The 14,656-nt window shown below is 70.3% G+C and carries 12 protein-coding genes; 6 read left to right on the top strand and 6 right to left on the bottom strand.

Annotated elements, in window-relative coordinates; translation table 11 throughout:
* Positions 1-53: 53 nt before the first annotated feature.
* Positions 54-1,040 carry a malate dehydrogenase gene (locus AC2EAQ_RS02810; protein ID WP_484640200.1) on the bottom strand — a complete coding sequence of 329 codons (987 nt, stop codon included), beginning with the start codon at positions 1,038-1,040 and terminating at the stop codon, positions 54-56.
* 113 nt (positions 1,041-1,153) lie between these two features.
* On the opposite strand from AC2EAQ_RS02810, the gene AC2EAQ_RS02805 reads away from it, so the two are divergent.
* From AC2EAQ_RS02805 to AC2EAQ_RS02795, 3 genes are all read left to right on the top strand, one after another.
* Positions 1,154-1,888: a GntR family transcriptional regulator gene (locus tag AC2EAQ_RS02805; RefSeq protein ID WP_484640199.1), complete on the top strand. Its 735-nt coding sequence runs from the start codon at positions 1,154-1,156 to the stop codon at positions 1,886-1,888.
* A 156-nt stretch (positions 1,889-2,044) separates the two neighbouring features.
* On the top strand, positions 2,045-3,214 hold the full coding sequence (locus AC2EAQ_RS02800; protein WP_484640198.1) for an efflux RND transporter periplasmic adaptor subunit: 1,170 nt from the start codon (positions 2,045-2,047) through the stop codon (positions 3,212-3,214).
* 13 nt (positions 3,215-3,227) lie between these two features.
* The gene (locus AC2EAQ_RS02795) at positions 3,228-6,431 is read left to right on the top strand and encodes an efflux RND transporter permease subunit (protein WP_484640197.1); all 3,204 of its coding nucleotides are present in this window, start codon (positions 3,228-3,230) and stop codon (positions 6,429-6,431) included.
* 168 nt (positions 6,432-6,599) lie between these two features.
* Here the strand turns inward: AC2EAQ_RS02795 and AC2EAQ_RS02790 are convergent, their stop codons facing one another.
* From AC2EAQ_RS02790 to AC2EAQ_RS02770, 5 genes are read right to left on the bottom strand one after another with little or no spacing between them, the layout of a single operon-like run.
* On the bottom strand, positions 6,600-7,403 hold the full coding sequence (locus AC2EAQ_RS02790; protein WP_484640196.1) for a peptidylprolyl isomerase: 804 nt from the start codon (positions 7,401-7,403) through the stop codon (positions 6,600-6,602).
* A gap of 58 nt (positions 7,404-7,461) precedes the next feature.
* Positions 7,462-7,743, bottom strand: coding sequence for a BolA family protein (locus AC2EAQ_RS02785; protein ID WP_484640195.1), 282 nt, complete (start codon positions 7,741-7,743; stop codon positions 7,462-7,464).
* A complete protein-coding gene (locus tag AC2EAQ_RS02780) occupies positions 7,740-8,393 on the bottom strand; it encodes a septation protein A (protein WP_484640194.1) in 654 nt (217 codons plus the stop codon). The genes AC2EAQ_RS02785 and AC2EAQ_RS02780 overlap by 4 nt, the downstream gene beginning before the upstream one ends.
* A gap of 2 nt (positions 8,394-8,395) precedes the next feature.
* Positions 8,396-8,821 carry a peptide-methionine (R)-S-oxide reductase MsrB gene (gene msrB, locus AC2EAQ_RS02775; protein WP_484640193.1) on the bottom strand — a complete coding sequence of 142 codons (426 nt, stop codon included), beginning with the start codon at positions 8,819-8,821 and terminating at the stop codon, positions 8,396-8,398.
* Positions 8,818-10,305 carry a protein adenylyltransferase SelO gene (locus AC2EAQ_RS02770; RefSeq protein ID WP_484640192.1) on the bottom strand — a complete coding sequence of 496 codons (1,488 nt, stop codon included), beginning with the start codon at positions 10,303-10,305 and terminating at the stop codon, positions 8,818-8,820. Before AC2EAQ_RS02770 ends, msrB begins: the two co-directional genes overlap by 4 nt.
* 113 nt (positions 10,306-10,418) lie before the next feature.
* On the opposite strand from AC2EAQ_RS02770, the gene AC2EAQ_RS02765 reads away from it, so the two are divergent.
* From AC2EAQ_RS02765 to AC2EAQ_RS02755, 3 genes are all read left to right on the top strand, one after another.
* Positions 10,419-12,056 carry a 3-(methylthio)propionyl-CoA ligase gene (locus AC2EAQ_RS02765; protein WP_484640191.1) on the top strand — a complete coding sequence of 546 codons (1,638 nt, stop codon included), beginning with the start codon at positions 10,419-10,421 and terminating at the stop codon, positions 12,054-12,056.
* A gap of 192 nt (positions 12,057-12,248) precedes the next feature.
* Positions 12,249-13,442 (top strand): branched-chain amino acid ABC transporter substrate-binding protein, encoded by a 1,194-nt coding sequence (locus AC2EAQ_RS02760; protein WP_484641140.1) that lies wholly within the window; start codon positions 12,249-12,251, stop codon positions 13,440-13,442.
* 176 nt (positions 13,443-13,618) lie between these two features.
* Positions 13,619-14,593, top strand: a complete 975-nt coding sequence (locus AC2EAQ_RS02755; RefSeq protein WP_484641139.1) for a branched-chain amino acid ABC transporter permease — start codon at positions 13,619-13,621, stop codon at positions 14,591-14,593.
* The last annotated feature ends 63 nt before the right edge of the window (positions 14,594-14,656 follow it).

Genomic DNA, 14,656 nt, shown 5'->3' with positions numbered 1-14,656 from the left:
CGAGCGTAACGCCTGCGGGCGCGGCCGGCGGGCCGGCGCGCCCGCGGCGCGGGTCAGAGCAGGTGCTTGACGCCGTCCTGCTCCTCGAGCAGCTCGGCCAGGGTCTTGTCGATGCACTGCTGGCTGAAGGCGTCGATCGGCAGGCCGTCGACCACCTGGTACTTGCCGCCGGCGCAGGTGACCGGGTAGCCGAACATCACGTCCTTGGGGATGCCGTACTGGCCGTCGGACGGGATGCCCATCGTGACCCAGCGGCCGTTGGTGCCGAGCGCCCAGTCGCGCATGTGGTCGATGGCGGCGTTGGCGGCCGAGGCGGCCGACGACAGGCCGCGCGCGGCGATGATCGCCGCGCCGCGCTTGCCCACCGTGGGCAGGAAGGTGTCGCGGTTCCAGGCCTCGTCGTTGATCATGTCCTTGACCGACTGGCCGCCGATGGTGGCGAAGCGGTAGTCGGCATACATCGTGGGCGAGTGGTTGCCCCACACCGCCAGCTTCTCGATGTCGGCCACGGCCTTGCCGGTCTTGGCGGCGATCTGGCTCAGGGCGCGGTTGTGGTCCAGGCGCAGCATGGCGGTGAAGTTGCCGCGCGGCAGGCTGGGCGCCGACTTCATCGCGATGTAGGCATTGGTGTTGGCCGGGTTGCCCACCACCAGCACGCGCACGTCGCGGCTGGCCGACGCGTCGAGCGCCTTGCCCTGCGCGGTGAAGATCTGCGCGTTGGCGCTGAGCAGGTCCTTGCGTTCCATGCCCGGGCCGCGCGGGCGCGCGCCCACCAGCAGCGCGTAGTCGGTGTCCTTGAAGGCCGACTTCGGGTCGCTGTGCGCCTGCATGCCGGCCAGCAGCGGGAAGGCGCAGTCCTCCAGTTCCATCATCACGCCCTTGAGCGCGTTCTGGGCCTTCTCGTCGGGGATCTCGAGCAGTTGCAGGATGACCGGCTGGTCCCTGCCGAGCATCTCGCCGGAGGCGATGCGGAACAGCAGTGCGTAACCGATCTGGCCGGCGGCGCCGGTGACGGCGACGCGGACGGGCTTCTTGTTCATCGTGGGAGCTCCAGGGAGGGGGGAAAGCTGCGGGACAACCCGAAGTGTAGTGCGGCGCAGGCCCCGAAATCAGGTCTTCTATAAGACAGGGGACTGTGCTGCAATCGCGCATCATGTCCGCCGTTCCTGACACGCCGCTTTTTCAGCCCCTGTACCGACAGATCGCGGACCTGATCACGCGCGGGCTCGATGCCGGCGAGTGGAAGCCGGGCGAGGCCATTCCGAGCGAGATGGATCTGGCCGCCCGCTTCAAGGTGAGCCAGGGCACGGTTCGCAAGGCCATCGACGCGCTGGCCGCGGCCCACCTGCTGGTGCGGCGCCAGGGCAAGGGCACCTTCGTCGCGACGCACTCCGAGGAGCGGACCCAGTTCCGCTTCCTGCGCCTGGCACCCGACGACGGCAGCGCCGAGCGCCTGTCGCGGCGCTTCCTGGACTGCCGCCGCACGCGGCCGACGGCCGACGTGGCGCAGGCGCTGGACATCCCGTCCAGCCAGGCGGTGCTGCAGGTGCGCCGCCTGCTGTTCTTCCGCGGCGCGCCGGTGGTGCTGGACGACCTGTGGCTGCCGCTGTCGCTGTTCAAGGGGCTGACCGAGCAGCGCCTGTCCGAGTACCAGGGCCCGCTGTACGGCCTGTTCGAGGCCGAGTTCGGCGTGCGGATGATCCGTGCCGAGGAGCAGATCCGGGCCGTGGCGGCCGACGCCGAGACGGCCACCCTGCTGGGGGTGCAGCCGGCCGCGCCGCTGCTGTCGGTGTCGCGCGTGTCGTTCACCTATGGCGACCGCCCGGTGGAACTGCGCCGCGGCCTGTACGACACCCGCTCCCATCATTACCGCAACACCCTGAACTGAACCCCGCTGCCGGGGCGCCGGGTTCCCGGGCCTGTCCGGCCCGGACTGCAGTTCGTCGCCGACAAGGCGCGTTCTGTCGCATCATCGGCGCCGGCCGTCATCTCGGCTGCCTACACTGCGCCCGCTTCACGAGAGCAGGCACAACGGGAGGATTGGATGCGCAAGGCATGGTGGATCGGGTCGGTGGCCGTCCTGGGCGTGGTCGGCGTGGCCGCCGCGCTGGCCGTGACGGGAAAGGTCGGCGCGTCCGGCGACAAGCAGGGCAACAAGCCCGAGGAGAAGCCGACGCTGGAGTTCACTGCCCGGGAGGTGGTGCAGCCTGCCCTGGCCACGATGTCCAGCCAGATCGAGTTCTCCGGGCCGCTGGTGGCGCCGCAGACCGCGGTGGTGCGCGCCAAGGCGGGCGGCACGTTGCTGACCCTGTCGGTCGCGGAGGGCAGCCGGGTCCGGGCCGGGCAGGTGCTGGCCAGCATCGACGCCGCCGAGATCGGCGCCCGGCTGGCGGAGCGCCAGGCCCTGGTGGAATCCGCACGCGCCGCGCTGGCCCAGGCCGAGCGCACCCACAGCAACAACCAGCGCCTGGCCGATCAGCAGTTCATCTCGCCCACGGCGCTGGAGCAGTCGCGTGCGGCCCTGGACGCGGCGCGGGCCCAGGAACGCGCTGCCCTGGCGCAGCTCGACACGGTGCGCGTGGCCTCGCGCGACACCCGCATCGTGGCGCCCATCTCCGGCATCGTGGCCAAGCGCCATGCAGTGGCCGGCGAGAAGGTGTCGGCCGAGCAGACCATCGTGACCATCGTCGACCTGGCCCGGCTCGAGCTGGCCGGCGCCGTCGGCACGCACGAGGTGTCGCAGCTGGCGCCCGGCGTGCCGGCCAAGGTGCGGGTCGAGGGGGTGGACCAGGAGGTGTCGGGCAAGATCGCCCGCATCGCCCCGGCCGCCGAGCCCGGCACGCGCTCGATCGGCGTGACGATCGAGCTGCCCAACCCGAAGGAGACCCTGCGCGCCGGCCAGTACGCGCTGGCCCGCGTCGAGCTGGCCGACGCGCAGCCGCGCCTGACCGTGCCGCAGTCGGCCGTGGGCAACACGGCGGGCCAGGACCATGTCTGGCTGATCGAGAACGGCGTGCTGGCGCGCCGGGCGGTCACCGTGGGCCGCAAGGACGGCCGCGAAGGGCGCGTGGAGCTGCTGGCGGGCGTGTCGCCAGCCAGCCAGGTGCTCGCCGCGCGCTTCGAGAACCTGCGCGAAGGGGCCAAGGCCCAGGTGGTGGCGGCGAAGTCGGCGCCGGTGGCGTCGGCCGCGGCGTCCACGCCGGTGGCGCGCTAGTCGGGGACGCATCATGTGGATCACCCGCGTCTCGATCAACAACCCCGTCTTCGCCGCGATGGTGATGCTGGCCCTGTGCGTGCTCGGGGTCTTCTCGTATTCGCGGCTGGGTGTCGAGCAGATGCCCGACATCAGCTTTCCGGGCGCCTGGATGGAGGTGCAGTATCCCGGCGCCTCGCCCGAGGCGGTGGAGCGCGAACTCATCAAGCCGATCGAGGAATCGGTCAACAGCGTGGCCGGCGTCAAGCGCATCACGTCGCGTGCCGCCGAGGGGCAGGGCTCGATGTCCATCGAGTTCGGCCTGGACACGAACATGGACCGCGCGATGACCGAGGTGCGCGACCGCATCGCGGCCGTGCAGTCGTCGTTCCCTCGCGAGGTGAAGGCGCCCACGCTGGCGCGCTGGAACAACGACAACAGCCAGCCGGTGGTCAACGTGGCGCTGCTGTCCAAGACGCGCAGCCCGCGCGAGCTGTCGGTGCTGGGCGAGCACACCGTGGGCAAGCGGCTGCAGCGTGTCGAGGGCGTGGCGCGGGTGGACATCAGCGGCCTGGTCACGCGCGAGGTCCGCATCGACCTCGACCCGGTGCGCCTGCGCGCCTACGGCGTCACGCCGGCGGAGATCTCCACCGCGCTGCGCGAGGCCAACGCCGACCAGCCGGTGGGCGTGCTCAAGGACAGCCTCACCGACACGCTGCTGCGTGTCGAAGGCAAGGTGCGCGAACCGAAGGACTTCGAGCGCGTGGTGGTGGCGCGGCGCAACGGCCTGTCGCTGACGCTGGGTGACCTGGGCACCCTGGTCGAGCGCGAGCGCGAGGCGGATTCCACGGCCCGCATCAACGGCCAGCCGGCGATCAACTTCAACGTCTTCAAGCAGCAGGACGCCAACATCGTGGCCACCGGCGACGCGGTGAAGAAGGCGCTCGACGAGATCCGCAAGACGCTGCCGCCCGACGTCGAGCTGACGCTCATCTACGCGTCGAGCGACTGGGTCAAGGGCTCGCTCGACGGCCTGCGCCATACGCTGATCGAAGGCGCGCTGCTCACCGTGGTGATCGTGTTCCTGTTCCTGCACTCCTGGCGCAGCACCATCATCACCGGCCTGACGTTGCCGATCGCGGTGATCTCCAGCTTCATCGCGGTGTACATGTTCGGCTTCACGCTGAACTTCATGACGATGATGGCGCTGTCGCTGTGCATCGGCCTGCTGATCGACGACGCCATCGTGGTGCGCGAGAACATCGTGCGCCACATCCACATGGGCAAGGACCACCACACGGCCGCCCGGGAGGGCACCGACGAGATCGGCCTGGCGGTGATGGCCACCACCTTCGCGCTGTGCGCGGTGTTCGTGCCGGTGGCCTTCATGGGCGGCATCATCGGCAAGTTCTTCTACCCGTTCGGCATCACGGTGGTGGTGGCGGTGCTGGTGAGCCTTTTCGTCAGCTTCACGCTCGACCCGATGCTGTCGTCGGTGTGGCACGACCCGCCGGCCGAGCGCCTGCGGCGCGTGCCGGTGGTCGGGCATGCGATCCGCGCCACCGACGCCGGCATGGATGTGCTGCACCGGGTGTACGAGCGCACCATCCGCTGGGCCTTCTCGGGGCGGCGCTACCGCATGCTGGCGCCGCCGCTGCCGGCCTGGGGGCACGGTTTCCACGCCGACGGCTCGCGAGACAAGGCCAGCCGGCGCCGGCTGCGCTGGGCCACGATCACGCCGCGCGGCCTGGTGATGGCCGCCGGCGCGGCCAGCTTCGTCGGCGCCCTCGCGCTGGCGCCGCTGGTGGGCAGCGAGTTCGTGCCGCAGACCGACCAGGGCTTCACGCAGCTGTCGCTGCAGCTGCCCGTGGGCTCCAGCCTCGAGCGCACCGACGCCAAGGTGCGTCAGATCGAGGAGATCGTGCTGGCGCTGCCCGAGGTCAAGAGCGTGGCCACCTGGGTCGGCGGCCCGGGCCAGCGCAACCGGGCATGGCTGAACATCGCGCTGACGGACCGCAAGGAGCGCCGACGCACGCAGCGCGAGGTGGAGGACGCCATGCGCGAGGCGATCGCCCGCATCCCCGGCACCGACGCGGCGGTCGGCTTCGACCGGCCGGTCTACGTGGCCATCCTTGGTAGCGACCCCGAGGGGCTGGCGCGGGTGACCAACGAGTTCGCCGACAAGGTGCGCAAGATCAAGGGCGTGGTCGACGTCGAGGTGTCGGTCAAGCCCGGGTTGCCGGCCTACGCCGTGCGCCTGAAGCCCGACGCGATCCGCGAGCTGGGCCTGACCGCGCCGCAGGTGGCCGCGTCGCTGCGCGCCTACGTCAACGGCGACACCGCCACCTACTGGACCACGCCCAACGGCGACCAGATCGAGGTGACGCTGCGGCTGAACCAGGCGCAGCGCGAACGGCTGGAGCAGCTGCGGTCGCTGCCGGTGGCCTTTGCCGCCAACGGCACGCCGGTGTCGCTGGACAGCGTGGCGCAGATCGAACCGGTGTTCAACCCGGAGGTGATCCGGCGCCAGAACCTGCAGCGCCGCGAGGCGGTGTTCGCCGGCGTGAAGGACCGCTCGGTGGGCGAGGTCGGCGAGGACGTGCGCAAGCTGATCGAGCAGACCACGCTGCCGCCGGGCTACAGCTTCGACGTCGGCGGGCAGCTGCAGCAGCAGCAGGAGGCCTTCTCGGGCCTGCTGGCGGCGATGGCGCTGGCGGTGATCTTCATCTACATCGTGCTGGCCAGCCAGTTCGGCAGCTTCATCCAGCCGATCGCGATCATGGCGTCGCTGCCGCTGGCGCTGATCGGCGTGATGCTGGCGCTGCTGCTGTGGCGGTCCACGCTGAACGTGTTCTCGATGATCGGCCTGGTGATGCTGATGGGCCTGGTGACCAAGAACGCGATCCTGCTGGTGGACTTCGCCAACCAGGCGCGCAAGGCCGGTGCCTCGGTGCCCGACGCCCTGCTGCAGGCCGGCCTGATCCGCATGCGCCCGATCGTCATGACCACCGCGGCCATGGTGTTCGGCATGCTGCCGATGGCGCTGGCCTTCAACGACGGCGGCGAGATTCAGGCGCCGATGGGCCGCGCCATCATCGGTGGCGTGATCACCTCCACCATCCTGACCCTGGTGGTGGTGCCGGTGCTCTACAGCTACCTCGTGCGCGACCGCCGCAAGACGGCAGCGGCCCCCGCCGGACCCACCCCCACCCTGATGCCCGCCGACAAGGACGGTTGAAGGGAAGGGACGACTGCCAAGGGCGAGCCAAGCGCGCCAATGACGGCGTGCCAGCGGCGCGAGGCCGAAGGCCCAAGCGCCCCCTCCAGCAGGGGCCACGGGCCGGCTCCGCCGGCCCGTCGGCGCCGCCCCCCTGGGGGGGAGCGCCGACGGCGCAACGGGGGGGACCTACTGACTAAATTTAAAGTCGGTCTTCGCCTGCTTGCGCAGCGTTTCCTGGTAGTTCTGCAGCTTCTGCTGCTCCAGGCGCTGCACCACCTGCGGCTTGACCTCGTCGAACGCGGGGAACTCCGCCTCGCGGGTGTCGTCGAGCTTGATGATGTGGAAGCCGAACTGCGTCTTCACCGGGTCGGTGGTGGTCTCGCCCTTCTTCAGCGCGGCCATGGCCTGGCCGAACTCGGGCACGTAGCTGTCGGGCTTGGCGAAGTCGAGGTCGCCGCCGTTCTTGGCCGAGCCGGTGTCCTTGCTGTGCTTCTTGGCGAGGTCCTCGAACTTGGCGCCGGCCTTGAGCTGGGCCAGCAGCGCGCGCGCCTCGTCTTCCTTGTCCACCAGGATGTGGCGCGCCCGGTACTCGGTGCCGGAGGCCTGCGCCTTGAACTTGTCGTACTCGGCCTTGGCCTCGGCGTCGGTGACCGGGTTCTTCTTGCGGAAGTCGTTGAACAGCGCCTGGATCAGGATCTGCTGGCGCGCCACCTCGAGCTGGGCGCGGTACTCGGCCGAGCCCTGCATGCCGCGGCGCTCGGCCTCCTGGGCGAAGATCTCGCTGATGACCACCTGCTCGCGGGCCCGCTCTTCCAGCTCGGGCGGCACCGGCCGGCCCTGCTGCGCGGCCTGGGCCTTGAAGCGCTCGACGATGGTGTCCACGCGCGACTTGGGCACGGCCTTGCCGTTGACGATCGCGACGTTCTGCGCCTGGGCGGCGCCGGCAAGGAGGAGGGCCACGGCGAACGCGGCGACGGACTTCTGGAACATGGCGTGGGCCTTTCGGGACTCGGGGGGGCCGGGCTGGCCCGCCGATGGCGGCGGGGCGTCAGCGGCTCGCTTCGGCGGGCGTGCGGGCCTCGATGGCCAGCGCATGGATGCCCTCTTGGATCAGCGAGCGCGCGGCATCATAAACGAGGCGATGCCTCGCCACCCGTGACAAACCGTCGAATGCAGGGCTGACGATCCGCACGCTGAAGTGGCGCCCCTCGCGGGCGCCGGCATGCCCGGCATGCAGGTGGCTGTCGTCGCGCACCTCCAGCCAGCGCGGCTGCAGGCCACGCTCCAGCGCGGCATGCAGGCGTTCGGCCGTCACGCCGCCGGCGCTCATGGGGTGCGGTCCTCGGTGCCGGCCGCGGCTTCCTTCTCGTCGGGCAGGTAGCGGCTGAGATACAAGCCCTGGGCGATGGTGAAGACGAGCATCAGGCCGATGCCGCCGAACAGCTTGAAGTTGACCCAGGTGTCGGTGGCGAAGGTGTAGGCCACCCACAGGTTGAGCGCGCCCATGAAGGCGAAGAACGCCACCCAGGCCAGGTTCAGCCGCTTCCACACCGGATCGGGCAGTTGCAGCTGTTCGCCCAGCAGCAGGCGCAGCAGGTTGCGACCGGTCAGCAGCGGGGCCAGGGCGAAGGCACTGCCCATCACCCAGTACAGCAGCGTCGGCTTCCACTTGATGAAGGTCTCGCTGTGCAGCCAGATCGTCAGGCCGCCCATCACGACGACCAGGCCCAGGCTGACCCACAGCATCATGTCGATGCGGCGCCCCATCGCCGCCAGCAGGCCCACCTGCGCCAGCGTCGCCACCACGACCACCACGGTGGCCAGCAGCACCGGCGCCTCGGCCGGCCCGACCACGCCGCCGGACACCATGAACCCGAGATGCGCGCTGGCCAGCGCGGCGGCGGCCTCCTTGTTGGCGTCCGCCGCCTTGAAGGCGATGAAGAACAGCAGGATCGGCAGGAAGTCGAGCAGCAGCTTCATCGTCAGCGCTTCTCGAACGCCACCGCGGCGGAATTGATGCAGAAGCGCTCGCCGGTGGGCTCGGGCCCGTCCGGGAACACATGGCCCAGGTGCGAGCCGCAGCGCTTGCAGCGCACTTCCACGCGCACCATGCCGTGGCTGTCGTCGCGCACGCGCTCGACCACCTCGGCATTGACCGGCTCGTAGTAGCTCGGCCAGCCGCAGCCGGCGTCGAACTTGGTGCGGGCGTCGAACAGCCGCTCGCCGCAGCCGGCGCAGTGGTACTGGCCGTCGTCCCAGTGGTCCCAGTAGGCGCCGGTGAAGGGCCGCTCGGTGGCGGCATGGCGCGTCACCTCGTACTGCATCGGCGACAGCCGGGCGCGCCACTGCTCGTCGGTCAGTCGCACCGGGTAGCGCGGGTCGTCGTGGTCGTGCGGGGGAGAGCTCATGAGGAACAGGACACTTCGAGTTGCGATGCCCAGGCGGGCGGATGGCCGGCGTCGGCCGCATGCTCCGGCTGCTCGTCGAACGGGCGCTGCAGCACGGCCAGCAGGCGCCGCACCTCGCTGTCGTCGCCGGCCACGGCGCGGTCGATCGCCTGCTGGGCCAGATGGTTGCGCAGCACGTACTTGGGGTTGACCCGGTTCATGCGCTGCGCCCGCGAGACGTCTTCGCTCGACTCCTGTGCCAGACGGGCGCGGTAGCGCGCCAGCCAGGCGTCGAAGCGCTCGCGCTGCAGGAACTCGTCGCGCGCCTGCTCCGGCAGCGCCAGGCGCCGCCAGGTGATGGTGTGGTCGGCACGGTCCTCGGCCATCAGGCGCAGCAGGTCGTCGGCCAGCGCCGGGTCGTCGTCCTGCGCGTCCTGCAGGCCGAGCTTGGCGCGCAGGCCTTCCACCATGGCACGGGCGAACTCGGCCTTGAACGGTTCCAGCGCCGCGCGCAGGGACTCGGACGCTGCCTCGGGCGGCCCGTCGGCCAGCAGCAGCAGGGCCTGCGCCAGCGCATGCAGGTTCCAGAAGGCGATGCCGGGCTGGCGCCCGAAGGCGTAGCGGCCCTGGTGGTCGCTGTGGTTGCAGACGTGCTGCGGGTCGAACGCGTCGAGGAAACCGAACGGCCCGTAGTCGATGGTCAGGCCCAGCACCGACATGTTGTCGGTGTTCATCACCCCGTGGCAGAAGCCCACCAGCTGCCACTGCGCCACCAGGCGCGCGGTGCGGCGGCTCACCTCGTCGAGCAGCGCTGCCGGCGTGCGCGCCAGGCCGGGGAAGTAGCGCTCCAGCGTGGCGTCGAACAGGCGCCGCAGTGCGGCCGGGTCCCCGGCGGTGTGGGCGAAGTGCTCGAAGTGGCCGAAGCGCAGGAACGACGGCGCCACGCGCGTGACCACCGCTGCGGTCTCCATCGTCTCGCGCCGCACCGGGTGGGGCGACGCGGTGACCGCCAGCGCGCGCGTGGTCGGGATGCCCAATGCATGCATCGCCTCCGAGCACAGGAACTCGCGGATCGACGATCTCAGCACGGCACGCCCGTCGCCCATGCGCGAATAGGGCGTCAGGCCGCTGCCCTTGAGCTGCAGCTCCATCGGGCCGGCGGGCGTGGCCAGCTCGCCCAGCAGCAGCGCGCGGCCGTCGCCGAGCTGGCCGGCCCAGACGCCGAACTGGTGGCCCGAGTAGACCGACGCGAACGGCCGGGTGCCGTTCGGCGCGGCATTGCCCGACAGGGCCGCCAGGGCCTCGTCGCCGTCCAGCCAGTCCGACAGCCCCAGGTCGGCGGCCAGCGCCTCGCTGCGCGCCACCCAGCGCGGTGCGGGCAGTGGTTGCGCCGGCAGCGCGGTGCCGAAGGCCGGGCCGAGCGACTGCAGGAAGCCTTCGGCCTGCCAGGGCAGCGGTGGCGCCTCGGCGCGGGCGGGCGGGGGAAGGGGGTCGGGGGCGTTCACGGCAGCGGCATTGTCCCCCGGGGCCGCGCGCCCCCGGGCGGATGGGGGAATCACGCTTTGACAGGAGCCGGGGCGGTTTCGATACTGCCCCGCACCCACGGGAGGAAGAACCGATGCTCGGCCTGATGCAAGACCAGCCCCTGATGATCTCGAGCCTGATCGAGTTCGCGGCGCGTCACCATGCGGACACGGCCATCGTGTCGCGGCGCGTCGAGGGCGACCTGCACCGCTACACCTATGCCCAGGCGGCGGCCCGCGCGCGCCGCGTGGCCCATGCGCTGGACCGGCTCGGCCTGGCGTTCTCCGACCGCGTGGGCACGCTGGCCTGGAACGGCTACCGCCACTTCGAGCTGTACTTCGGCGTGTCGGGCAGCGGCCGCGTGGTCCACACCATCAATCCGCGCCTGGCGCCGGACCAGGTCGCCTGGATCGCCAACCATGCCGAGGACCAGGTGCTGTGCTTCGACATGACCTTCCTGCCGGTGGTCAAGGCGATCTGGCGGCAATGCACCAGCGTGCGCCACTGGATCGCGCTGTGCGACGCCGACGCCCTGCCAGCCGACACCGGCATCCCGGGCCTGCGCAGCTACGAGGCCTGGATCGACGGCGAGCCCGACACCTACGACTGGCCCCAGTTCGACGAGCGCAGTGCCGCGGCCCTGTGCTACACGAGCGGCACCACCGGCAACCCCAAGGGCGTGCTCTACAGCCACCGCTCGACCCTGCTGCACGCCTACGGCGGCGCCCTGCCGGACGTGATGGGGCTGTCGGCCCGCGACTCGGTGCTGCCGGTGGTGCCCATGTTCCACGTCAATGCCTGGGGCATCCCCTATGGCGCGGCGATGACCGGCGCCAAGCTGGTGTTCCCGGGCGCGGCGCTGGACGGCAAGTCGGTCTACGAGCTGATCGAGTCCGAGCGCGTCACCTACGCCGCCGGCGTGCCGACGGTGTGGCTGATGCTGCTCAACCACATGCGCGCCGGCGGCCTGAAGTTCTCCACCCTCAAGCGCACCGTCATCGGCGGGTCGGCCTGCCCGCCGTCGATGATCCGCAGCTTCTACGCCGACTACGGCGTCGTCGTGGTGCACGGCTGGGGCATGACCGAGATGTCGCCCCTGGGCACGGCCTGCACCCTGAAGCTGCACCACCTGGAGCAGCCGCTGGAAGATCAGCTCGCGATGATGGGCAAGCAGGGGCGGACCCTGTTCGGGGTCGAGATGAAGATCGTCGATCCCGAGGGCCGCGAGCTGCCCTGGGACGGCGTGGCCACCGGCGACCTGCTGGTGCGCGGCCCGTGGATCACCTCGGGCTACTTCCGGGGCAAGGAGGACGGTCTGCCCGATCCGCTGGTGGACGGCTGGTTCCCCACCGGCGACGTGGCCTCGATCGACCGCGACGGCTTCATGCAGATCACCGACCGCAGCAAGGACGTCATCAAGTCCGGCGGCGAGTGGATCAGCTCGATCGACATCGAGAACATCGCGATGGCCCACCCCGGCGTGGCGATGGCGGCCTGCATCGCCTTGCCGCATCCGAAGTGGGACGAGCGGCCGCTGCTGGTGGTGGTGCCCAAGCCCGGGGTGTCGGCCAGCCGCGACGAAATCCTTGCCTTCTATGAGGGCAAGGTGGCGCGCTGGCAGGTGCCCGACGACGTGGTCTTCGTCGACGCGATCCCGCTCGGCGCCACCGGCAAGATGCAGAAGAACAAGCTGCGCGAGCAGTTCAAGGGGCACCGGCTGCCCGGGGCCTGATCGGCGGGGCGGCTGTCGCCGACGCGACAGGTCGCCTGCCGGAGGTCCCGCTTCGGGGTAGTCCCTCAGCGCCGTGCCGGCGGGCATCCGTTAACGTCCCGACTGAACCGCAGTCCAAAACAGGAGACCCGCACCATGTTCACCCCGTTCAAGCCGAGATCGCTCGCCGTCTGTGTCGCCGCCGCCGCGGCAATGGCCAGTGGCGGGGCCCTTGCCCAGGCCGGTCAGACGGTCAAGGTGGCGTGGATCGACGCGCTCACCGGCCTGACCGCGGCCACGGGCCAGAACCAGCTCAAGAGCTTCCAGTTCCTGGCCGAGCAGTTCAGCAAGAGCAACCCGGCCGGCGTCAAGTTCGAGATCGTCTCGTTCGACAACAAGCTGTCGCCGCAGGAGACCGTCAACGCGCTGCAGGCGGCCATCGACCAGGGCATCCGCTACGTGTTCCAGGGCACCGGCACCGGCCCGGCCACCGCGATCATCGACTTCCTGAACAAGTACAACGAGCGCAACCCCGGCAAGGAGGTGGTGTTCATCAACTACGCGGCGGTCGACCCCGATCTGACCAACAGCAAGTGCAGCTACTGGCACTTCCGGATGGACGCCGACACGTCCATGAAGATGGAGGCGCTGACCACCTTCATGAAGGACCAGGCCGACGTCAAGAAGGTCTACCTGATCAACCAGAACTACGCCCACGGCCACCAGGTCGCGAGGTACGCCAAGGAGAACCTCGCGCGCAAGCGGCCGGACGTGCAGATCGTCGGCGAGGACCTCACGCCGCTGGCGCAGACGCGCGACTTCGCGCCCTACATCGCCAAGATCAAGGCGTCCGGCGCCGACACCATCATCACCGGCAACTGGTCGTCGGACCTGACGCTGCTGATCAAGGCCGCCAACGACGCCGGCCTCAACGCCAAGTTCTACACCTACTACGCCGGCGTGTCGGGCACGCCCACGGCGATGGGCGCCAATGCCGCCGGTCGCGTCTACCAGGTCAGCGTGTTCCCGTACGGCGTGTCGGCCGAAGCGCGCAAGATCATGGACGACTACAAGAAGCGCTTCAACGACGACTTCTACACGGCCCAGGTCTACCACGCCTACGCGCTGCTTTCCAATGCGATGGCCAAGGCCAAGAGCACCGACCCGGCCAAGGTCGCCGCCGCGATGGGCGGCCTGTCCGTCAAGAGCCTCAACGGCGAAGTGACGATGCGCAAGGCCGACCACCAGCTGCAGCAGACGCTCTACATCCAGCAGTGGACCAAGGCCGACAAGCCGCCGCTGGACTACAGCGTCGAGAACACCGGCTATAACTTCCGCGTCATCAAGACCTACGAGCCGTACGTGTCCAGCACGCCGACGTCGTGCCAGATGAAGCGGCCGGGGTGACGACGACCCCCCCCGTTGCGGCTTCGCCGCTCCCCCCCGGGGGGGCGGCGCGTGCGCGCCGGCGGAGCCGGACGCGCCGCGCCTGCGGGTAGTCCATCGGTTCGCGCGCAGTTCTCGTTGTGGACCAGTTCCTGATCAATGTGCTGAACGGCGTGAGCGCCGGGCTGCTGCTGTTTATGCTCAGCTCGGGGCTGACGCTGATCTTCAGCATGATGGGCGTGCTGAACTTCGCCCACGCCAGCTTCTACATGGTCGGGGCCTACTTCGGCTACACGCTGTCGGGGGTGGTGGGGTTCTGGCCGGCGCTGGTGCTGGCGCCGCTGGCCGTGGGCGTGCTCGGCGCGCTGTTCGAGCGCACCGCGCTGCGCAAGGTGCACAAGTTCGGTCATGTGCCCGAGCTGCTGGTCACCTTCGGCGTGTCCTACGTCATCCTCGAGCTCGTCAAGCTGATCTGGGGCCTGTCGTCGGTGCCGTTCTCGCCGCCGCCGCTGCTGCAGGGGCCGGCCTTCACCCTGGTGCATGCCGGCGACCAGTGGGCCTTCGACTGGGGCGCGGCCGACCCGGCGCGCTGCGTGTCGGCCGTGGCCGGGGCCGCGGTCAGCTGCTCCACCTTCCCGGCCACGCGCTTCTTCATGATGGTGGTGGCCGTGGCCATGCTGCTGGCGCTGTGGCTGCTGCTCACCCGCACCCGCATCGGGCTGGTGATCCAGGCCGCGCTGACGCATCCCGAGATGGTCGAGTCGCTCGGCCACAACGTGCCGCGCGTGTTCATGCTGGTGTTCGGCAGCGGCTGCGCGCTGGCCGGGCTGGCCGGCGTGGTCGGCGGCGTCACCTTCGTCACCGAGCCGTCGATGGCCACCATCGTCGGCTCGATCATCTTCGTGGTCGTCGTCGTCGGCGGTCTGGGCTCGCTGGCCGGGGCCTTCGTCGGCTCGATCGTCATCGGGCTCCTGCAGACGCTGCCGCTCACGGTGGACAAGTCCCTGGTGCACGTCGCAGCGTCGGCCGGCTGGACCATCGCGCCGGGCGACTGGTACTACTCGCTGGCCAAGATCACGCTGGCGCAGGCGGCACCGATCCTGCCGTACCTGCTGCTGGTGCTGATCCTGATCTTCCGCCCCCGCGGCCTCCTGGGCACCCGCGAGGACTGATGTGAGACCCCCCCCGTTGCGCCTTCGGCGCTCCCCCCCAGGGGAGCGACGCCAGCAGACCGG

Source organism: Aquabacterium sp. T101, from assembly GCF_057219775.1.
The sequence above is the reverse complement of the archived record's forward strand: the minus strand, read 5'-3'. Positions and strand labels throughout refer to the sequence as shown.